This window comes from Streptomyces pactum, assembly GCF_002005225.1.
In the GTDB taxonomy this organism is placed as follows: Bacteria; Actinomycetota; Actinomycetes; order Streptomycetales; family Streptomycetaceae; genus Streptomyces; species Streptomyces pactum_A.
In genome coordinates, this window is the sequence record NZ_CP019724.1 from 1500142 (window position 1) to 1522153 (window position 22012).

A 22012-nucleotide genomic window follows, 5' to 3' on the forward strand; every position below is an offset into this window, starting at 1 on the left:
CCGGGCCGGCGATCGCCCGCGCGGCGTGCCCGGACGGGTCCGGTTCGCCGCACCGAGCTCAGCCGAAGCTGCGCAGTCGTGCGGAGAGGTGGGCGGCGGCGCCGTCCATCAGGGCGTCGGCGATCGCCTCCACCGTGCGGGCACGCCACGGGTGGAGTTCGGTGTCCGCGACCACCTGGTTGAAGGCGCCCATGGCGGGGCCGCAGTGCACCAGGTAGTCCACCCGGGAGCCCTGGTCACCGCGCACGGCGAGGCGGAAGCCGCGTGTGAAGTAGCCGCGGAACACGGCCGCCAGTTGCTGCTCGGGGGTGCTGCCCGCCGCCACGGGCGCCGGGGCCTCGCCGCCCAGGTACCGGTCGAGAACCTGACTCCTGGTCTCGTCGTCCAGCTCGGCGAGCGAGCCGTGCCGGCGCCACAGCTCGTGCAGCCGGGACGCCCGGGCCGGGAAGAACAGCCCCCGCTTGAGGTAGCGGGCCTGGACGCCCAGGTCGAACAACTCGCCCCAGGGCGCGGTGTCCACGTCGTACTCGCGGGCCTCCTGGAGGATGTCCTTCACCTCCGCGCTGGTGGCCGCCTCCACGGAGCACTGGTTGACCGAGCCGGTCAGCACGAAGTCGGCGCCGAGCAGGAACGCGGCCCCGGCGGCCTCGGGGGTGCCGATGCCGCCCGCGCACCCCACGTGCACCCGGTGGCCGCCCGTCGCGGTCGTGTCGCGCAGCCGCAGCACGGCGGGCAGCAGGGTCAGCAGGTCGGCCGTGCTGCTCAGCCAGCCGCCGTCGGCCTCCACGCACAGATCGTCCGCCATCGGCCGTCCGGCCGCCGCGCGGGCCTCCTCCGCGGTGACCTCGCCCGCCTCCAGCAGCCGGGTGACCAGCCGCTCGGGCGGCGGGGCCAGGAACTCGGCGGCCACGTCCGTGCGGGACACCTTGGCGATGATGCGGCCGCCCTTGAGGCGGAACCGGACCAGCGCCGGGGTGATCAGCGGGAAGCCGGACGCCTCGACCAGGTCGACGCCGTGCCGCAGGAGCAGGTCCACGAGGGCCGACTCCTCATCGGGGGCGCCGTGCCGGTACAGCAGGTTGACACCGAAGGAGCCGCCCAGGCCCAGGTCCCCGGCCACGTCGCCCAGCAGGGCGTCCACGTCGTCGAGGCGCAGCCCGCCGGTCCCCAGGAAGCCGAGGAGCCCTGCCTTGGCCGCCGCGCCCAGCATCTCGCGGCCCGAGATGCCGCCGTACAGGGCGCCCAGCAGGTACGCGCGCCGCAGACCGTACCGCTCGCGGAAGGTGGCGGCTCCGAGGGTGTCGGCCGTCGGGGCGGCGGAGGCCGCGGGCCCCATGGGCGGCGGCGACTGGACGGCGGGCAGCGGCTCGACGAACCGATCCGCCGCTGCCGGCGCGGGCAGTGGTGCAATGAGGCGTTCCTCCGCTGCCGGCGCGGGCAGCGGCTCCGCATTCTTTCTGATCTTGGTGACCAGATTGGTCAGGACCCGGCCCGGGCCCAGCTCCACGAACTCGAAGTCGCCGTGGCCCATCAGCCGACGCACGGTGTCGGTCCAGCGGACCGGGGAGGCGATCTGCGCGGTCAGGGTCGACTTGACGGCGCCGGGGGCGTACGGCCGCGCGTCCACGTTGGCGAGCACCGGGACGGCCGGGTCCCGCAGGGTGAAGCCGTCCAGGAAGCGGGCGAACTCCGCGGCGGTGTCCCGCATGAGGCGGGAGTGGAAGGGCGCGCTGACGTTGAGCCGGACGGCGCGGACGCCGGCCGACTCGAAGGCGGCGCGGGCCGCGTCGACGTGCTCGGCCGGGCCGGACAGCACGAACTGGTCGGGGGCGTTGTGGTTGGCCAGGTCGAGCTCGTCGATGCCGCGGTCGGCGAGCACCCGCAGCACGGTCGCCTCGTCGCAGCCGACCACCGCGGCCATCCCGCCACCGCCGGCCTCCGCCATCAGGGCGCCGCGCCGCCGCACCAGGCGCAGCCCGGTTTCGAAGTCGAAGACGCCGGCGGCGAACAGGGCCGCGTACTCGCCGAGGCTGTGGCCGACCAGGTAGTCGGCGGGCTCGGCATCCTCGGCGAGCCGGTCGAGGTAGGTCAGGACGCTGACGACGTAGAGCGCCGGCTGTGTGTACTCGGTGCGGCCCAGGCGGCGCTCCGGGTCGTGGACGCACAGCTCCTCGGTCGAGTAGCCGAGCACGCGGTCGGCGATCGCGGTCTCCCGCGGGTACCTGGCGAACAGCTCCTTGCCCATACCCCGCCGCTGGGACCCCTGACCTGGGAAACCGTAGACCTTCATGCCGTGTGCCTTCCTTGCCGTCTCCGCTGTCACCAAAGTCGGATGCGGATGTCTGATCGCAGTGGTGGAGGGGGTGCTCAGGGTGGAGCGGGTGGAGGCCGGTGCCGCGAGTGCCCGGACCTGGTCGAGGTTGCGTGGGTCGTGACCGAACGGACTGAGCAGCGGCAGTGAACGCGAGCGGTCGCCCGCCGGGAGGTTGCCGCGGACGAAGTTGTGCAGGGTTCCCGAGGGGCCCAGGTCGAGGTAGAGGAAGTCCCCGCGGGCACGCATCGCGGCCATGGCCCGCTCGAACTCGATGGGTCTGCGGGCGACCTGCCAGAAGTGGTCGGCACCGGGCCGCTCGACGAGCCGTCCGTCCACGCACGACACCCAGGGGATGCGCGGCGGGGCGAAGGCCACCCCGTCGAAGACGGCCCGGCACTCGGTGAGGACGCCGTCCATCAGGCTGGAGTGGTAGGGGTACTCGACCGGTACCCGCTGGTACAGCACGTCGGCCGCGCGCAGGGCCGCCTCGGCCCGGTCCAGGTCCGCGTCGGCGCCCGCGACCACGATGTGGCCGGGGTAGTTGCGGGCGGCCACCTCGCAGCCGGGCAGCTCGGGGATCCGGTCCCGGCCGTCCGGGCGGGTGATGACCGCGAGCAACCCGCCGCGCGGGCCCCCCGGCAGCCCCTCCGCCTGCCCGACGAGCAGCCGCAGGCACGTCTCGGCGTCGATGCTGCCGGAGACGACCGCGGCCGCGTACTCGCCGAGGCTGGAACCGAGCAGGTAGTCCGGCTCGACGCCGGCCGCGCGCAGGGTCTCGGCCAGCGCGAGCTCGATCATGACGATCGCCGGGTGGGTGAGCCGGGTGTCGATGAAGGGGTCGTTCTTGCGCCGGGCCGGGTCGAACACCCGGGCGAGGACCGACTCACCCAGCAGCCCGGCGGCGACGGTGTCGTACCGCCGCAGGGCCGTACGGAACACCTCGTCGGACTCGAAGAGTTCCTCGCCCATGCGGTAGTACTGCGAGCCCTGCCCGGAGAACATGAAAACCACGGGCAGGCGCCCGGTGGGCGTCTCGGTGACCGGGGGCGTCCCGGTGGCCGCGGTCACCGGTACGTGTCCCAGAACAGGCCGGCCGACGGGGCGGGCGCGTCGGGCGCCGCGGCGGCGGTGCCCCGGATGACGACCGTGCGCTCCGACGGGGGCCGCGGCAGCGGCGCCCGGGCGGCGCGGTGGTCCGCCGGGGCCGGGGCGAGCAGCAGGTGCGCGTTGGTGCCGCCGTCGGCGAAGCAGTTGAGCGCGGCCCGGTCCGCGCCCGCGGCCCACGGGCGGGCCTGCCTCGGGAAGTACATCGCGGAGGCGTCCAGGTCGAAGTGCGGCAGAGGCTGCTGTCCGGAAAGGAAGGGGACCTGCTGCCGGTGCCGCAGCATCAGGACGACCTTGATGAGTGCGGCGATGCCCTCCGCGGCCAGCGGATGACCGATGTTCGGCTTCACCGAGCCGAGCGCCAGCGGGGTGGAACGGGCCGGGCCGGCACCGTAGACACCCTCGATCGCCTTCAGTTCGAGCAGGTCGGTGACGGTCGAGCCGGAGGCGTTGGTCTCCACCCAGCCGACGTCCTGCGGCGCGCGGCCGCTGAGCGCCAGCGCCTGGGCCATCACGTCCTTCTGGGCCCGCAGGTTGGGGGTGGCGGGTCCGGCGGTGCGGCCGTCGTTGTTGATCGCGATGCCCTCCAGTACGGCGAGCACCCGGTCGCCGTCCGCCCGGGCCTGGGCCAGGGGCTTGAGGACGACGACGCCGACCCCCTCCCCGAGCACCAGGCCGGCCGCCCGGCCGTCGAACGCGTGGAACCGGGAGCCGGGGTTGAGCAGCCCGCGCTGCCCGAACACCTGGTGCGCCCGGTCGTCGGCGAGCAGGCTCACACCGGCGACGACGGCCGACTCCACGGAACCCGCGCGCAGTGCCTGTACGGCCATGTCCATCGCCACCAGGGCGGAGGAGCAGGCGGTGTCCACCACCAGGCTCGGTCCCTGGAAGTCGAAGAACTGGGAGATGTTGGCCGCGAGGTAGTTCTGGCCGGTGACCACGACCGGGTTCCTGGCCCGCTCCAGGGCCGCCGGGTCGGGGGTGTGGGTGGCCCGGCCGCCGACGTAGACGCCGACCCTGCGGCCCTTGAGGTCCGCCGGGTCGTAACCGGCGTGGTGCACGGCCCGGTCGACCTCCTCCAGCAGGAGCAGCGCCTGCGGATCCATCGCCTCGACGTCCTCCTCGGACAGCAGGAACCGCTCGGGGGCGAACCGCAGCACCTCCGGCAGCAGCCCGGCGTGGTAACCCAGCGAGCGGCCGAAACGGGTGTCCGGGACGGGGCGCAGAGCCGTACGGCCGTCTCGCAGCAGCTCCCAGTACGCGTCGGCGGAGTCGGCGTCGGGGAAGCGGCAGGAGAGGCCCACCACGGCCATGGAGTCGGATCCCGGGTCGGGAGTCCGGGCGGCGGTGCCGGCCTCGCGGGGGGCGGAGGCGGTCGGGGCGGAGGGTGTGTCGAAGGCCCAGACGGGTGCCGGGGGCGCGGACTGCGACGGTGCCGGGGGCGCGGACGCCGGTGGCGCCGGGGCCGGGGTCTCAGGCGGTGTGTCAGCCTCGGCTTCGGGTACCGGGCCGCCGGTCTCCGGGCCTGCGTTCTTCGCGTCGCCGGTCTGCGGGTCGCCGGTCCCCGGGCCTGCGGACTTCGGGTCGCCGGTCTCCGGGCCGCCGAACTCGGCGAGCAGTTCCGCCCGGTGCTCCTCGCCGAGATACGCCGCGAAACCGTCCACCGTCGGGTGTTCCAGCAGGGCCGACGGGTCGACCGAGACGTCCAGGCGCTGGGCGACGGTCTGGACGAGCTGGGAGACCATGATCGAGTCCATGCCGTAGTCATGGACGGGGACGTCGCCGGCCAGCTTGGCGCGGTCGAAGCGCAGTTCCGCCGCGAGCCGGTCGAGCAGCCAGGAGGCGGCCGCCTCGACGGCGGCACGCACGTCCGCGCCCACACCCGTGCCCGCACCCGCGCCGGCCACCGGTCGTGGCGCCGCGGCCGGTGCGGTGCGCGTACCGGCCGGTGCGCCGGGCGGGTTCTCCAGGCGCCGTGCCGTCAGGCGCTCGGCGCTGAACCCGGCGCCGGGGCGCGGCAGTACGGGCATCACGACCCGGGCGCCGCTCTCCAGCGCGCGGTCGAGCAGGTCCAGCCCCTGTGCGTCGGTAAGCGTGGCGAGGCCGGAGGCCTGGTAGGCGGCGCTGCGGGCCTCCCCCATGCCGGTGTCCTTCCAGCTCGGCCACTGCACGCTGACCAGGGGCAGGCCGTACGGGCGGGCCTCTGCCACCGCGTCCAGGTAGGCGTTGGCCATGGCGTAGTCGCTCTGGCCGACCGCCAGGGCGGGAACGGCGGCGGCGACCGACGAGTACAGCACGAACAGGCCGAGCGGCTCGTCCCGGAAGCATTCCAGCAGGGCGTCCAGGCCGAACACCTTCGGGGCGAGGACGCGGGTGATGCCGGTCTGCGGCTTGCGGACGAACGCCGGGTTCTCGAAGTCGGTGAAGCCCGCGCTGTGGATCACGCCGCCGACCGGGCCGAGCCGCAGCCTGACGTCGGCGAGAACCTTGGCGAGCGCCTCCTTCTCCTCCAACGGCACGGCTACGGCCTCGAGTTCGACACCCTGGGCGGCCAGTTCGGCGAGCGGACGGAGCTTTCGGCCCAGCGGGCCGTCCTCGGCGATGTGCGCGGCCCACTCCGCGCGCGGCGGCAACTCCTCGCGGCCGGTGAGAACCAGCTTGCGCACGCCGTGCCGGGCGACGAAGTGGCGCGCGGTGAGCAGCCCGAGGCCGCGCGTGCCGCCGGTCACCCACAGCACGTGGTCCGCCGGGAAGCCGAGTCCGGCGCGCTGCGCCCGCGGGGGCTCGGCCAGCGTCGCCAGGTGGCGCACTCCCCCGCGGTAGGCGACCTCGGCGGGCTCGCCGTCGGTGGACAGCTCCTCGGCGACCCAGCGGCACAACTGCTCGTCGGTCGCGGTGCGGTCGGTCTCCACGTGCCGGGAACGGACGTGGCGGTACTCGCTCTGCAGCATCCGGTACAGGCCCACCCGGACCGCTCCGCCGAGGGCGGGCGCGCCCCGCGAGACGAGCAGGGCGCGCAGGTCCCGGCGGCCGAGGTCGACCAGGTGCTGGAGCCAGCGCAGCCAGGAGGGCAGCGCGGCGTGCGAGGGCGGCAGCTCGGGTCCGGTGCAGCCGGCCAGGTCGACCACGGAGTCGAAGCGGTCCCAGCGGGTGCCGGCGTCGGTGAGTTCCGCGTTGATCCGGTCGGCGGTGAGCACCTCGGCGGCCGGCAGCACCGCCGCGAGCCGGGCGGCCAGCGCCTCGGTACCGGGTGCGGCGAGCACGGCGGTCAGGGCGGGCGGCGCCGAACGGGTCCCGGGCGGGGCGGGGCGCCACTGCCGGGTCAGCAACAGCCCTTCGGCGTCGCGTCGGGCGGCGGGGGCGGTGTGACTCGCACCGGGGGCGGTGTGACTCGCACCGGACGCGCCGCGGTCGGCGCCCGGTGCGCCCCGGTCGCCACCGACGGCAGCACGCCCGGCGCCCGGTACGCTCCGGCCGTCACCGAGGGCGTCACGCCCGGCCCCCAGGACCTCACGCCCGCCACCAAGTGCGTCACGCCCGGCGCCGAGGGCGGCCAGTTCCGCGTCGGCCGCGGCCAGCCAGACCCGGTCTCCTTCGAAGGGATAGCCGGGCAGCGCCACCCGGGCGGGCCTGCCCCCGGGGTGCAGGGCGGGCCAGTCGACCTGCTGTCCGCCGGTCCAGGCGGTGGCGTACGCGCCGGGGTCGGCGGGGAGCCGCTCGCCCGGGACGGGCCGGCGCGGGTCGACCACGCCGGTCCAGCTACCGGCCGGGGTGCCGCCCGCGGCGAACTCGTCGAGGCGCGCGGAGAGTTCGGGCAGGTCGTGGAAGAGGACGGCCAGCCGGTGGGCCATCGCCTCTCGGCCCGTCTGCAAGGTCCAGGCGACCTGCGCGGGGGTCGTGGCGGTGTCCTCGGCACGCAGGTGGCCGGCGAGCCGCCGGGCCTGCGCGGCGAGCTTGCCGGCGTCGCGCGCGGAGAGCACCGCCAACTGGGGACCGGCCGGGGCGGCACCGGCACCGGCCCGGTCGCCGATGTACTCCTGCAGGATGATGTGGGCGTTCGTGCCGCCCGCGCCGAAGGAGCTCACGCCCGCCGTCCTCGGCCGTACCCCGCCGTCCGCCAGGACGCGGCGGGGCCAGGGGGCCCGCTCGCGCTGGACCTCGAACGGGGTCGCCGTGAAGTCGATGTTCGGATTGAGGCGGTCCGCGTGCAGGGACGGCACCAGCTCGCCGTGCCGCATCTGGAGCAGCACCTTGGTGATCGCGGCGATGCCGGCGGCCGACTCGGCGTGCCCGATGTTGGACTTGACCGAGCCGATGGGCAGCCGCTCGGGCGGCTCGTCGCCGAAGGCCCGCAGCATGCCGGTGATCTCCACCGGGTCGCCGAGCGCGGTGCCGGTGCCGTGCGCCTCCAGGTAGTCGAGGTCGGCGGGCGCGAGGCCGGCCCGCTCCAGCGCCGTACGCACGAGGTCGCCCTGGGCCTTGGGGTTGGGGACGCTGTAACCGGCGCCGGCGCCGCCGTGGTTGACGGCGGACGCCTTGACCACGGCGAGGATCCGGTCGCCGTCGGCGAGGGCCGCGTCCAGGCGCTTGAGCAGGACGGCGCCCGAGCCCTCGGCGGGCACGTACCCGGTGCCGCCCTCGCCGAAGCTGCGGCAGCGCCCGTCCTCGGCGAGGAAGCCGCGCTGGGCGAGCTGGAGGAACTTCACCGGGTGGCTGGAGATGTTGACCCCGCCGGCCACGGCGACGTCGCAGTCGCCGTTGCGGATGGCGAGGCAGGCCTGGTGGATGGTGACCAGCGACGAGGAGCACATGGTGTCCAGGCCGACGCTGGGGCCGGTGAAGTCGAAGAAGTACGAGACCCGGTTGGCCACCGAGGCGTACGACGAGGAGGGCGCGAAGCCCTCGCCGCGCAGCGCCTCCTGGACGCCGTAGAGCTGGTAGTGGCCGTACATCATGCCGACGAACACGCCGGTGCGGGCGCCGCGCAACTGCTCGCGGGTGTATCCGGCGTCCTCCAGCAGATGCCAGACGGTCTCCAGGAACACCCGCTCCTGCGGGTCGGTGTGCTCCGCCTCGATCTGCGACATCCGGAAGAACAGCGGGTCGAAGCGGTCGGCGCCGGGTACGAATCCGCCCCACTTGCCGTAGGTCTTGCCGGTGGCGGACCTGTCCGGGTCGTAGAACGGACCGTGGGCCCAGCGGTCGGCGGGGATCTCCTCGACGCTGTCCCGGCCGGCCCGCAGGTTGCGCCAGTACTCGTTGACGTCGCCGGCCTGGGGGTAGCGTCCCGCGACACCGATGATGGCGATGTCGGCGTCCCGCGGGGCGGGCGCGACCGGCTCGGCCGGCTTCGCCGCGAGCGCGGTGGCCGCGGGGGCGGTGGCCGCGGGGGCGGCGGTGTCCGGGACGGCGGCCGGGAACGCGCCGGGGTGGGCCCCGGCCAGGTGGCCGGCGAGGTCGCGCACGGTCACGTACTCGAAGAGCAGGGTCTTCGAGAGCGGTCCGACGTGTTCCTCCAGGCGGCGGATGAGGCTCATGGTGATGAGCGAGTCCACGCCGTACCGGTCGAAGGGTTCGCAGACGGCGATCTCCGCCTCGGGCAGCCTCAGTTCCTCGGCGAGCAGCCGCAGGACCAGTTCCTCGGCGCGCTCGTGCGCTCCGGGAGCGGCGGTGGCGGGCCCGTCCTCGTGCGGCTCGGCGCCGTCGAGGGCCTGGAGGATGCGGCCGGGGTCGCCGGCGGCCAGGAGCAGGCGCGGTGCGCCGTGGGCGAGGGCGTGGTCCAGGGCCCGCAGGGCGGGGGCGGTGCGCACCGGGCGCATGCCGAGCACACGCTCCATGTAGGCCTCGGCGTCGGCGTCGACGCGCATCCCGCCGTCGGCCCAGACCGGCCAGGCGGCCGCGAGGGTGCGGCCGTGCCGGGCGCCGTCCCGGCGGCGCCGCTCGCGCTCGTCGGCGAAGTGGTCGAGGAAGGCGTTGGCGAAGGCGTAGTCGCTCTGGCCGGCGTTGCCGAAGGCGGCGGCCGCCGAGGACAGCGCGACGAAGTAGTCCAGCGGTTCGTCGGCCGTGGCCTCGTCGAGCAGCACGGTGCCGTGCACCTTGGCGGCGAGGACGGCGTCCGCGTCCGCACGCTGCTTGGTGCGTATCAGCCCGTCCCTGAGGACGCCGGCCGCGTGCACGACGCCGCTGACCGAGCCGTGTGCCCGGCGGGCCTCGGCCACCAGGTCGCGTACGGCGGCCGGGTCGGTGACGTCGGCGAGCACCACCCGGGCGCCGAGGGCCTCGGCGCGGGCCCGGGTCTCGGGGCCGGGGGCGGTGCGCGCGACGAGCACGATGCCGCCGCCGGTGACACCGGCGGCCCGCCGCGCGGCGGCGATGTGCTCGGCGACGAGCAGGCCCAGGGCGCCGGTGCCGCCGGTGACGACGTGCGCGCCGGCACCGGTGAACGCGGCCCCCGGCGCGGCCGGGAGGCTCACCTGTCGCCAGGCACGGCGGGCCCGGCCCGCCGCGTCCGTGCGCACCTCGGGGCCGCCGTCCGTACCGAGTTCGGCGACGACGGCCTCGGCGAGCGGGCGGCCCGGGGCGAGGGCCAGGACGCCGAGGGCGACCGACGGTTGCTCCAGGCGCACGGTGCGGGCGAAGGCGGCCATCGCCGGCTGGGCGGGCGACGGGGCCGGCTCGGCGTGGACGTACAGGTAGCGCAGGGCGTCGCGGCGCTCGCGCTGCCAGGCCCGCAGGAAGGCCAGGGCCGCGTGGAAGCCGTGTTCCACGGAGTCCTCGGCGGTGCGGTCGCGTCCGGCCAGGTGGACGACGTGGACGGGTCCGACTCCGGCTCCGGCTCCGGCGGCGCGCACGGCGGCCTCGGCGTCGAAGCCGTTGCCGCTCCCGCTCCCGCTCCCGCTCCCGTTCCCGTTGCCGTTGCCGTTGCCGTTGCCACTGTCGCTGTCGCCGCCGAGCCGGATGCGGCGGACATGGGCGCCCCTCGCCGTGAGGGCGGCGGCCACGTCGGCGGCGTCGGTGGCGGCGGCGGGCTCGAGCAGCAGGACGCTTGCTCCGGCGGGGAGTCGGCCCTGCGGTGCGGGCGCCGCCTCCCAGACGGGCTCGAAGGCGTGGACGACGTCGGCGGCGGGCACCGCCCGCGTCCCGGACGCGGGCGCGGTGTCCACCGCCCGCGCCCCGTCGGTCGGGCGCAGCGCCCTCAGTGTGAAGGACTCCAGCGTCGCGGCCACCTGCCCGTTCTCGTCGAGCAGGGCGACGTCGAAGGCGAGGGAGCCCGCCGGGGCGGGACGCCGGGCCGGGGTGGCGTACGCGTAACCCCGCTCGGGCAGCGGGGCGTACAGCCGGACCGAGCCCAGGGAGAACGGCAGGTACGGTGTCGGTCCCGCCGGGTCCCCGGCGCCGGGGACGAGCCGGCCCGCGGTCTGCAGGGCGGCGTCCAGAAGCGAGGGGTGGAAGGTGTACGCACCGGCGTCCGCGCGCTGCGGCTCCGGCAGGCGCAGCGTCGCCAGCGCCTCCCCGGGGCCCTCGGCGATCTCCTCGATCACCCGGAACGCGGGACCGTAGGCGAAGCCGAGCCGGACGAAACCGTCGTAGCAGTCGGCCCCCGCCTCGACGCGGGTGCAGCGGGCGCGCACGTCCGCCGGGGCGACGGGGGCGGGCCGGGGACCGGGGTCGTCGAACCGCAGGGTGCCGCCGGCGTGCACCGGCGCGTCCTCGGCGGTGCCGCGCACCTCGAAGGCGGCGCGGGAACGGTCGCCGGTGACGCGGACCAGCAGCGGGTGCCCGGCGTGGCCGGAGGCGAGCCGGACCGGCGCCGCCCACACCAGGTCGTCGACGCCGCGCACCGGCGCTCCCCCGGCGGCGAGCTCGCCCGACAGGCGGCCCATCTCCAGATAGGCCACGCCGGGCAGCACCAGGTCGCCGCCGACGACGTGGTCGCGCAGGAAGAACTCCTCGCCCGTCAGCGTCTTGGCGAACCGCTGCTCGCCGAAGGTGGAGACGTTGGCGTCCAGGAGGGTGGGGTGCAGGCGGGGGCCGGGCTCCGCGGCGCGCCCACCGGGGGCGACCCAGTGCCGGGGGCCGGCGAACGGGTAGGCGGGCAGGTGGACGCGGCGCGGGGCGGCGCCCTCGTGCAGCGCCCGCCAGTCGACGTCGGTGCCGTGCAGCCAGGCGGCCGCCACGGCGTCGAGGTCGCGCCGGTCCGGGGAGACGGAGTCGCCCGTCCGGGGAGCCGTCACCTGGGCGGTGCGGACGGCGGAGGGGCGCCCGGCCAGGTATGCGGTGAGCTCGGCGCGCAGGGCCGCGGTGCCGTCGGCGACGACGGCGAGCCGGTGCGCCATCGGCTCCCGGCCCGTCTGCAGGGTGTGGGCGAGGTCCTCGGCCGGGACGTCCTGGCGCCCGAGGTGGTCGGCGAGCCGGGCGGCCGAGCGCCGGAGCGCGTCGCCGTCGCGGGCCGAGAGCACGAAGACCTGCTGGGCCGCGGGCTCGTCGCGGGTGTCCGGCATGTGGGGTTCCTCCAACACGATGTGCGCGCCCGCCCCGCCGAAGCCGAAGGAGCTGACGCCGCCGCGGCGGGGCAGCTCGGCTCCGTGAGCGGCCCGGGGTCGCTGCCAGGGCCGGGCGGTGCCGGCGACCTCGAAGGGGCCGCCGTCGAGTTCCAGGTAGGGGTTCTGTTCGAGGAAGTGCAGGCTTGCCGGGATGGTGCCGTGCCGCATCGACAGGACCACCTTGAAGAGTCCGGCGATACCGGCGGCGGCCTCCAGGTGGCCGATGTTCGTCTTGACCGAGCCGATGGCGCAGGGAGCGGACCCGCCGGGCGCGTCCTGCCCCGCCCGCAGCCGCCGGAACGCGGTGCTCAGGCCGGTGGTCTCGATCGGGTCGCCCAGAGCGGTGCCGGTGCCGTGCGCCTCGATGTAGCCGACGGTGTCCGGGTGGACGCCGGCCGCCTGGTAGGCCTCGACCAGCAGGTCGGCCTGGGCGTCGGGGTCGGGAGCGGTGAGCGAGGTGGTCCGGCCGCCGTGGTTGAGCGCGACGGCCTTGATCACGGCGTGTACGGCGTCACCGTCGCGCTCGGCCCGCTCGTGCGGCTTGAGCAGAACGACGCCCGCGCCCTCGCCGCGCACATAGCCGTCGGCGCGGCTGTCGAAGGCCTTGCAGCGGCCGTCGGGGCTGAGCATCTCGCCCTGGCTGAGGGCCTCGTAGACGCCCGGGGCCAGGATGAGGCTGACGCCGCCCGCGATGGCCAGGTCGCAGGTGCCGTCGCGCAGGGCGGCGCAGGCCTGGTGGACGGCGGTGAGGGAGCCGGAGCAGGCGGTGTCGACGGCGATGCTGGGGCCGCGCAGGTCGAGCACGTACGACACCCGGTTGGGGACGATCGACAGGGCGGCGCCGGTGAGGGTGTGGCCCTCCGTGGCGCGTCCGGCGGCCCGCTGCACCTCGTGGTAGTCGGAGTTGGTGACGGCGATGAACACGCCGACGCGCTTCCCGGCCAGCTCGGAGGGGCGGTAGCCGGCGTCCTCGACGGCCTGCCAGACGGTCTCCAGCAGCAACCGCTGCTGCGGGTCCATCAGTTCGGCCTCGCGGGGCGAGATGCCGAAGAACGCGGCGTCGAACCGGTCCACGTCCGGGGCGAAGCCGCCCCAGCGGGAGCGGGAGCGCGGGTGGTCGCGCCAGTCCCAGCGGTCGGCGGGGATCTCGCCGACCAGGTCGTCGCCGGCGGCGAGGTGGTCCCAGAACTCCCTGAGGTCCATGGAGCCGGGCAGACGCCCGGCCATACCGATGACGGCGACCTCACGGCCGGCGGGGGCCACCGGGGTCCCGGACCCGGCGGGAACACCGGACGTCCCGGACCCGGCACGAGCACCGGACGTCCCGGACCCGGCGGCGGGAACACCGCCGGCCTCCGACGCGGCGGGGGCCGCCGCGGCCTCGGCACCGGCCCAAGCGGCCGGTCCGGTGACCGCTGCCTGCGGGGCCGCCCCGTAGCGGGCCGTGAGCGCGGCCGCGTGGTGCTCCCACAGGTGCTCGGCGAGCGCGTGCAGGGTGCCTCGGCGGTAGAAGAGGGTCGGGTACTCGGTGATGCCGTAGGCCTTGCGCAGTTCGGCGCTGAGCGCGGTGAAGCTCACGGAGTTCATGCCGGCCTCGCCGAGCGGCGTGTGCGCGCCGATGTCCTCGGGGCGCAGGTCCACCAGGGCGGCGACCATGCGGGCCAGCTCGGCGACGAGGGCCTGAGTGCGGCCGCCGGCGGCGCCCGCCGGGGCGCCGGCGCGGGCCGCGGGCGGGGACCCGGCGCCGAAGCGGGCGCGCAGGTCGGCAAGGGGCAGCGCGGCCAGGGTGGTGCGGTCCGTCTTCCCGTTCAGGGTGCGCGGGAAGCCGGTCACCCGGACCAGGGCGTCGGGCAGCATGTGGTCCGGCAGCCAGGCCGCCAGCCGCTCGCGGTCCGGCTCGGCCGCGCCGTCCTCCAGGACGTAGCAGGCGAGCAGGGTGTGCGAGCCCGCCGCCTGGCCGCGGGCCACGACGACGGCCTCGCGGACGCCGTCGAGCCGGCGCAGGGTCGCCTCGATCTCCTCCAGCTCGACCCGGTAGCCGCGCACCTTGACCTGGGAGTCCAGCCGGCCGAGGTACTCGATCGTGCCGTCGGCGAGCCGTCGCACGAGGTCGCCCGTGCGGTACATGCGGGCCTCGGCGCGCGCCGCGAACGGGTCGGGCAGGAAGCGCTCCGAGGTCAGGTCGGGGCGGCCGAGATAGCCGTCGGCCACGCCGTCCCCGCCGATGTACAGCTCCCCGGTGACGCCGGTGGGGACGGGCCTGCGCGCGCTGTCCAGGACGTGGAGCGCGGTGTTGGCGACCGGGGCGCCCAGGGTGACCGGGCCGCCCGGGGTGAGGCGGCCGGCCGCCGACCAGATGGTGGTCTCGGTGGGGCCGTAGAGGTTCCACACCTGCCCGTTGCCCGCGAGGAGCGCCTCGGCCAGGTCGGCGGGCAGCGCCTCGCCGCCGCACAGCACCTTCAGCGCGGGGTCGCCCTGCCAGCCGGCGGCCAGCAGCATGCTCCAGGTGGCCGGGGTGGCCTGCACGACCGTGGGGCGGGCCCGTTCGAGGGCCTCGCGCAGCCGCAGCCCGTCACGGGCGTCCTCGGCGGGGAGCACCTCCACCGTACCGCCGGTGACCAGCGGCAGGTACAGCTCCAGGCCGGAGATGTCGAAGCAGACGGTGGTGAGGGCCAGCAGGGTGTCGCCGGGTCCGAAGCCGGGTTCGCGGGCCATCGACCACAGGAAGTTGGTCAGCGCGCGGTGCGGCACCCGGACGCCCTTGGGACGGCCGGTGGAGCCGGAGGTGTAGATGACGTACGCGGCGTCGGACGGGCGGGCCGGGCCGGGCGAGGGCAGGGCCGGCGGCTGCTCGGAGGTGTCGACGACCAGCCGGGGCACAGCCGCGAGGGCGACGCCGGAGGCGGAGTGGGTGAGCAGCAGGTGCAGCCCGGCGTCCTCGGCCATGTAGGCGAGCCGGTCCTGCGGGTAGGCGGGGTCGAGCGGTACGTAGGCGGCTCCGGAGGCCTGGACGGCGAGGAGCGCCACCGGCAGGTCCTGGTCGCGCGGGAGCAGCACTCCGACGGTCCGGCCGCGGCCCGCTCCGGCGGCGGTCAGCCGGGCGGCGAGGGCGTCCACGCGCCGCACGAGGGTGCGGTACGTCAGTTCGGTGCCGCCGTGCCGGACCGCGACCGCGTCGGGCCGGGCGTCGGCCTGCCGTCGTACCAGCTCCCAGACCAGGGTGTCGGCCGGGTAGTCGGCGGGGGCGGGCGGGGTGAGCCGGGCCCGCTCGTCCTCGGTGAGCAGCTCCAGGTCGGCCACCGGGGTGCCGGGCCCTTCGACGGCGGCGGCGAGCAGGGTGGTGAAGTGGGCGCCGAGGCGGGCCACGGTCTCCTCGTCGAAGAGGCCGGGGTCGTACTTGAGCGTGTAGCGGCAGCCCCGCTCCTGCTCGACGACCTCCAGGGTCAGGTCGAACTCGCCCTCTTGGTGCACTCCTTCGACCGGGCCGAGCACCACGGCGTCGCCGGGCGCGTCGCGGCGGGCGGCGCGGGTCCAGTTCTGGAAGTAGAAGGCGACGTTGAAGGGGGCGCCGGCCTCGGGGTCCGCGCGGCGGAGGTCGTCGGCCAGGGTGATCAGCGGGTACGCGCTGTGTTCCAGGGCCTCCAGCACGGTGCGGTGGACGCGGCGGACCAGACCGCGGAACTCCTCGTCGCCCTCGACGCGCTCGGCCAGCACCACCATGTTCATGAAGTAGCCGAGCGTGTCGTCGAAGCCGCTCGCCGGGCGTCCCGCCGTCGGCGTGCCCACGGCGATGTCGGCCTGGTCGCTGTAGCGGTGCAGCAGCGTGAACCAGGCCGCGAGCACGACCCCGAACAGGGACGTCTGCTCGGCGCCCGCGAGCGCGCGGGCCCGGTCGGCGACCGCGGCGGGGATGTGCCCGTCCAGGCTCGCCCCGTGGAAGCCGGGTACGGCCGGGCGGGGCCGGTCCAGCGGCAGCGGCACGGTGGTCCCGCGACCGCGCAGCCGTTCGGTCCAGTACGCGCGCAGCCGCCGGCCCTCGGCACCGGCGAGCAGCTCGCGCTGCCAGGCGGTGAAGTCGGCGTAGCCGCGGGCGGGGCGCTCGGCGGGGAGGGCTCGGCCCGCGAGGAGTGCGCGGTAGCCGCGTTCCAGCTCGCGCAGGAGCAGGGCGATGGAGACGCCGTCGAAGACCAGGTGGTGGAAGGTCAGCAGCAGCGCGTTGCGGCCGTCGCCCAGGGTGTAGAGGGTGGCGCGGACGAGGGGGCCGGTGGCGAGCTCGAAGGGACGGCGCAGGTCGGCGCGCATCCGGTCGCGCAGCTCGGCGTCGCTCCTTGCGGTCAGGAAGACCTGCTGGAAGGGGAGTTCGGGCTCGGTCGCGATCCGGGCGTACGGTCCCTCGTCGCCGGCGTGGACGGTGGCCCGCAGCTCGGCGTGCCGGTCGACCAGGTCCTGCAGGACGGCCCGCAGGGCGAGCACGTCGAGACCGGGATCGAGCCAGAGGGCGAGGGGCAGGTTGTAGGCGTACGTACCCGGCGCGATCTGTTCGATCACCCAGAGGGCGCGCTGGCCCTCGGACAGCGGGTGGCGGCGCTCCTCGCCGTCGGTGCGCGGCCGCAGGACGCGGGCCGCGGCCTCGGTGGCCGGGGAAGCGGCAGGAACGGCGGCCAGGGTGGTGGCCGGGGCAGCGGCCGGTGCGGGTGCGGTGGGCGCCGGCGTGGATGTCCCGGGGGCTTCGGGCAGGGCGGGCCCGGCCGCCGTACCGGCGAGCCAGTTGGCGGCCAGGTGGGTGGTCAGCTCGCGCAGGGTCGGCTGCTCGAAGAAGTCGCCGAGCGGTACGGCGACACCGAACTCCTCGTCCACCGCGGCGACGATCTTCATGCCGCTGAGCGAGTCGAAGCCGTAGTCGGCCAGCGGGCGGCCGGGGTCGATGCGCTCGTCCAGCTTGAGGACCCGCTCGACGAGGTCGCGCAGACGCTCGGTGAGGGCGTCGGTGGAGGTGGTCGCGCCCGAGGAGGCGGGGTCCGGGGCGGGGGCGGTGACGGTGGCTGTGGCTGTGGCGGCCGGGCTTGCCGTGGCCGCGGACGTGCTCAGCAGGACCCCGTCGCTCTCCGCCACCAGCACGGTCTGGCCCAGCGCCGGGTCGCCGGCGCCCAGCGCGTGGACCGGACCGTACCCCTCCTCGTGCAGGAGCCTGGTCCAGCCCTCGGGGGAGGCGAGCGGGGAGTCGGGCATGCGCAGGTGGCCGTCCTCGAAGGCCCACCAGCCCTCCAGGACACCGCCGCCGATGGTCAGCAGCGGCCGCACGGAGGTCAGTTCGTTGAGGACCAGCCAGCCGCCGGGCCGCAGCAGCGCCTTGGCCTTGCGCAGGGTGGCCCGCAGGTCGCTGGTGGCGTGCACGACGTTGGTGGCGACGACGAGGTCGGCGCCCGCCGGTTCGAACCCCTGCTCCGTCAGGCCGCGTTCCAGATTGAGTACCCGGAAGCGGGCGAAGTCGTAGCGTTCGGCGAAGCGTTCCCGGCCGTGTTCCAAAAAGCGCGGCGAGATGTCGGTGAAGGTGTACCCGACGCGTCCCGGGTGCGCGGCCAGCGCGGGCAGCACCCGTTCGCTGGTGGCGCCGGTGCCGGCGCCCAGTTCCACGACCTCGACCGTGCGGCCCCGCGGCAGCCCCGGCAGCCGCAGGTCGAGGAAGTGGCGGACCGTGTCGCGGACCAGGAGGTTGAAGGAGTCGGTGAGCGGGTTGCCCTTGTAGAAGTTCTGCACCAGCTTCATCGAGGAGCCGGGGAACATGATCTCGGTGGCGCCCACCTCGCCGCGCAGGATGCGCGGGTACGCCTGGAGGAACAGGCGGTTGAGGGTGACCGTCGGCTCGATGTCCGGGTAGGCCGCCGCGATCCGGTCGAACTCCGCCTCCCAGCGGCCCGCGTGCGCGTCCGCGTCGACGCCGTCGACGGCCGGGGTGGTGGCGACCAGGTCGCCGTCGCGGGTCAGGAACCCGGCGTCGGCCAGGATGTTGAGCAGTGCCTCGTGCAGCCGCCGGAAGCGGTCGAGGATGCCGAGGCGGCCGCGCAGCTCCTCGGCGGCGTGCCGTTCGCCGGAGCGGCGGAAGGCTCCCATGCGCTGGTAGACGCCGAGCAGCATGGGTGCGGAGACGGCCTCCAGCTCCTCGTATCCGCCGAGGACGCGGCGGGCGGCCGGACCGGCGGCGGTACCGGTGCCGAGGTCTTGGGCCGCGGCGGCCAGGGCGGCCGGATGGCCGCCGCCGAGGACCTCGCCGTCCAGGGCCGGGTCGTGGCCCATGGCCTCCAGGGCCCGGCGCCCGGCGCGGATCGGCATGACCTGCGGCAGCCCGCTGCCGAGGATGCGGTGGACGGCGGCGATGCCCTCGTCGGGGCTGAAGCCCTGGATGCCGAGCCCGGAGAAGATGTCGGCGAGTCCGGGCTGGGCGCCGGAGCCGACCATGCCCCAGTAGCCCTGGTTGACGACGGTCACCGGATACGGCAGCCGGTCGCGCAGGAACAGCGCGTAGGCGTCCTCGGTGGCGGAGGCGCAGATGTAGGCGCCGTTGCCGGCGAAGCTGCCGAAGGAGCCGGCGGAGGAGAAGTAGACCAGGAAGTCGAGGTCCTGGCCGTCGACGGCGGCGGCGAGCGCGGCGGCGCCCTCCGTCTTGACGCGGGTCGCGGCGGTGAAGGTCTCCTCGTCGAGGTCGGCGAGGGCATGGTTGTCGAACACCATCGCGGCGTGCACGACCCCGTGCAGGGCGCCGAAGCGGCGGTGCGCCTCGGTGACGGCGGCGGCGAGGTCGGCGGTGGCGCAGGCGTCGCCGCGGACGTGGGCGACGTCGCCGCCGAGGGCGCGGATCTCCTCCGCGGCGGCGTGCTGTCCGGGTCCGAGGTCGCCGCGGCTGAACCACACCAGTTGGGCCCGGTGGCGTTCGGCGAGGTGGCGGCTGAGTCGCTGGGCGATGCCGCCGGTGCCGCCGACGAGCAGGTAGACGCCGCCGTCCCGGAAGACGGGGCCGGGCTCGGGCAGGGTGACGCGGCCGAGGCGGCGGACGTAGCGGGTCCCGCCGCGCAGGGCGACGGTGCGGCCGCCGGCGTCGGCGGGCGCGGCCAGGATCGCGTCGGCCAGGGCGGCGGTCGCCTGCTCGCCCGTGAGGTCGGCCGAGGCGAAGTCGAGGGCGCCGACCCGGAGTCCGGGCCGTTCCTTGGCCACCACCTGGAGCAGGCCGTGCATGCCCGCGGCGAAGGGGTTGGTGACGGTGCCGCCCGCGACCGGGTGGACGTCGCTGGTGACCACGAGGACGCGCGCGGCGCTGGTCGAGCGGACCAGGTGGAACAGGGACAGGGAGCCGGTGCGCAGTTGCCCGGCGGCCCGGTCGGCGCCGAGGCCTTCGGTGATGCCGGAGCCGACGCCGCCGAGGTGGAGCACCAGGTCGGCGCCGTGGGTCCGCTCCAGCCAGGCGGACGGAGGGAGCTCGTCGACGCGGAGCGGCTCCACGCGGCTCTCGGGGACGCGGGCCGAGATCGCCTCGGCGAGCCAGGCGGAGGCCTCGGTCACCAGGGCGACGACGCGGCCCACGCGCGGGGCGGGTCCGGGAGCGGGCGCGTCCTCGCGTACCCACAGGGGCCGGTAGAAGTCCGGGAGCCGCTCCGCGCGGGCGTCGTCGGGGCCGGCCTGCGGCGCGGGGGCGGTGGGTGCCGGGGGCTCGGGGATCCAGTAGCGCTTGCGGGCGAAGGGGTACGTCGGCAGCGCGGTCCGGCGGGCCGCGGCGGGGGTGACACGGGACCAGTCGACGTCGGCGCCGGCCAGCCAGTGTTCGGCCACCGCCACCAGGTCCCGCCGGGCCAGGGCCGTCTCCAGGGCGTCGGCCTCGGCGCCGGCGAGGACGACCCGTGCCCGGGTGGCCCGGCCGGTGGCGATCCGGGCGTCGGCCGTGCCCGCGACGTACGCCTCCAGCAGCGCGGCGCCCTCGGCCACCGAGCCGGCGGTCAGGGCCAGCCGGTACTCGTGAGGGGTACGGCCGGACTGGAGGGTGTGCGCGATGTCGGCGAGGCGGAGGGGGCTTTCGGCCGGGCGGGCGGCGCCCTGGACACCAGTACCGGCCCGGGTGCCGACCGCGTCCGACGCGACCGGGACTCCCGACGCGCCCACACCCCCCGAGCCGACCGGGCCTCCCGACACGACCGAAGTCCCCGAGCCGACCGGGCCTCCCGACACGACCACAGCCCCCGGCGCGGCCGGGGCACGGCCGGTTGACGGACCGTCGGCGCCCGCGGTGGCTGCGATCGCCTGCGCCATCGCGCCCAGCGTCCGTGCCGTGGTCACCGCCGGGGGCGGGGTGCCGCCCAGCTCCGTCGTCAGCGCCGCATCGAGGCGGGCGCGTTCGGGGACGCCGAAGCCGCAGTCGGCGAGGTCGGTGCCGAGGTCGAGGTACTCGGCGGCCACGCCGACGCTTTCGGCGGCCAGGCGCAGGCACAGCCGCTGGGCGTCGCCCAGGGCGTCCCGGCCGGCGCCCGCCGGATCCGCGCCCGTGGCGCCGCGCAGGAACGCGGCGAGGTCGGTGGCGTACGCGCGCAGCCGGTCCTCGCTCTTGGCGGACAGGACGAGGAGCTGCTCGGTGTCCGGGTCGACGGGCTCGGCCGGTGGTGTGCGGTACTCCTCCACGACCAGGCAGGCGTTGGCGCCGCCCCCGCCGAAGGAGCTGACGACCGCGCGCAGCGGCAGGCCGCCGTCGTCCGCCGCGGGCTCCCAGGGCCCCAGGGTCTGCCGCACCTCGAAGGGCGTGGTGGCGAAGTCGATGCCGGGGTTGCGCCGGGCGGAGTTCAGCGAGGGCACCAGCATGCGGTGGCGGAGCTGGAACAGCACCTTGGTCAGGCCCGCGACACCGGCCGCCGACTCCAGGTGGCCGATGTTGGACTTCACCGAGCCGACGGCGACCGTCGGCCGCTCGGACCGCCGCGCGGCGTCGACGCGCCCGCCGAAGGCCTCCACGAGCCCGGCGATCTCGATGGGGTCGCCGAGCGGGGTGCCGGTGCCGTGGGCCTCCACGTAGCCGACGGTGGCCGGGTCGGCCTGGGCGCGGTGCAGGGCGGCGCGGATCACCTCGGCCTGCGCGGCCGCGCTCGGCACGGTGTAACCGCCGGTCTTGCCGCCCGCGTTGATGGCCGAGCCGCGGATCACGCCGAGGACGCGGTCACCGTCGGCGATCGCGTCCTTCAGGGGCCGCAGGAGTACGGCGCCCACGCCCTCCCCGTCGACGAAGCCGTCGGCGTCCGCACCGAAGCTCCTGAGCCGGTCACCGCGCGAGATCATCCCGCGGTCGGCCAGCATGCGCAGGTGCATGGGGTGCAGGATCAGGTTGACGCCGCCGGCGATCGCGGTGTGGCACTCCCCCGACCTGATGCTCTCGCAGGCCAGGTGGATCGCGGTGAGCGAGGCCGAGCAGGCGGTGTCGACGGCGAGGCTCGGGCCGGTGAAGTCGAAGGTGTAGGAGACGCGGTTGGCGATCGACCAGTGGTTGGAGTGCGCGTCGGTGCGGACGCCGAGGGCGGTGGCCTCGCCGCCCATCCACTCGTAGTTGTTGTTCATGACGCCGGCGAAGACGCCGACCGGGCCCCGGGCGGCCAGCTCGGCGGCCGGGTGGCCGGCGTCGTCCAGGACGGCGGCGGCGGTCTGCAGGAACAGCCGCTCCTGCGGGTCCATCGCCTCGGCGTCGGCCGGTGATATCTGGAAGAAGAGCGGGTCGAACTTGTCGACGTCGTCGATGAATCCGGCCCACTTGCTGTAGCTGCCGTGCTCCCCCGCCGGGTCGTGGTGGGCGTCGGCGTCCCAGCGGTCGGCGGGCACCTCACGGATGCAGTGCCGGCCCGCGGTCAGGTTGTCCCACAGCTCGGCGGGCGTCTCGGCCAGCGGGTAGCGGCCGGCGACGCCCACGATCGCCACGCCGTCGCTCGCCGGGGCCGGGGCGGAGGCCCGGGCCAGCAGGCTCAGCAGCAGCTTTCGCTTGTCGTCCACAGTTGCTCTCTCTCACAGGTCTTCGGTCGGCCACCGCGGG

Annotated in this window: 2 protein-coding genes; both read right to left on the reverse strand. The window is 75.8% G+C overall.

The features are described 5' to 3' along the window. Positions 1 to 58 precede the first annotated feature (58 nt). Entirely contained in the window at positions 59 to 3382 is a 3324-nt protein-coding gene (gene fabD, locus B1H29_RS06375) for an ACP S-malonyltransferase (protein WP_055419300.1), read from the reverse strand. Continuing rightward, positions 3379 to 21972 (reverse strand): non-ribosomal peptide synthetase, encoded by an 18594-nt coding sequence (locus tag B1H29_RS06380; protein ID WP_055419301.1) that lies wholly within the window; start codon positions 21970 to 21972, stop codon positions 3379 to 3381. The genes fabD and B1H29_RS06380 overlap by 4 nt, the downstream gene beginning before the upstream one ends. Positions 21973 to 22012: the final 40 nt, after the last annotated feature.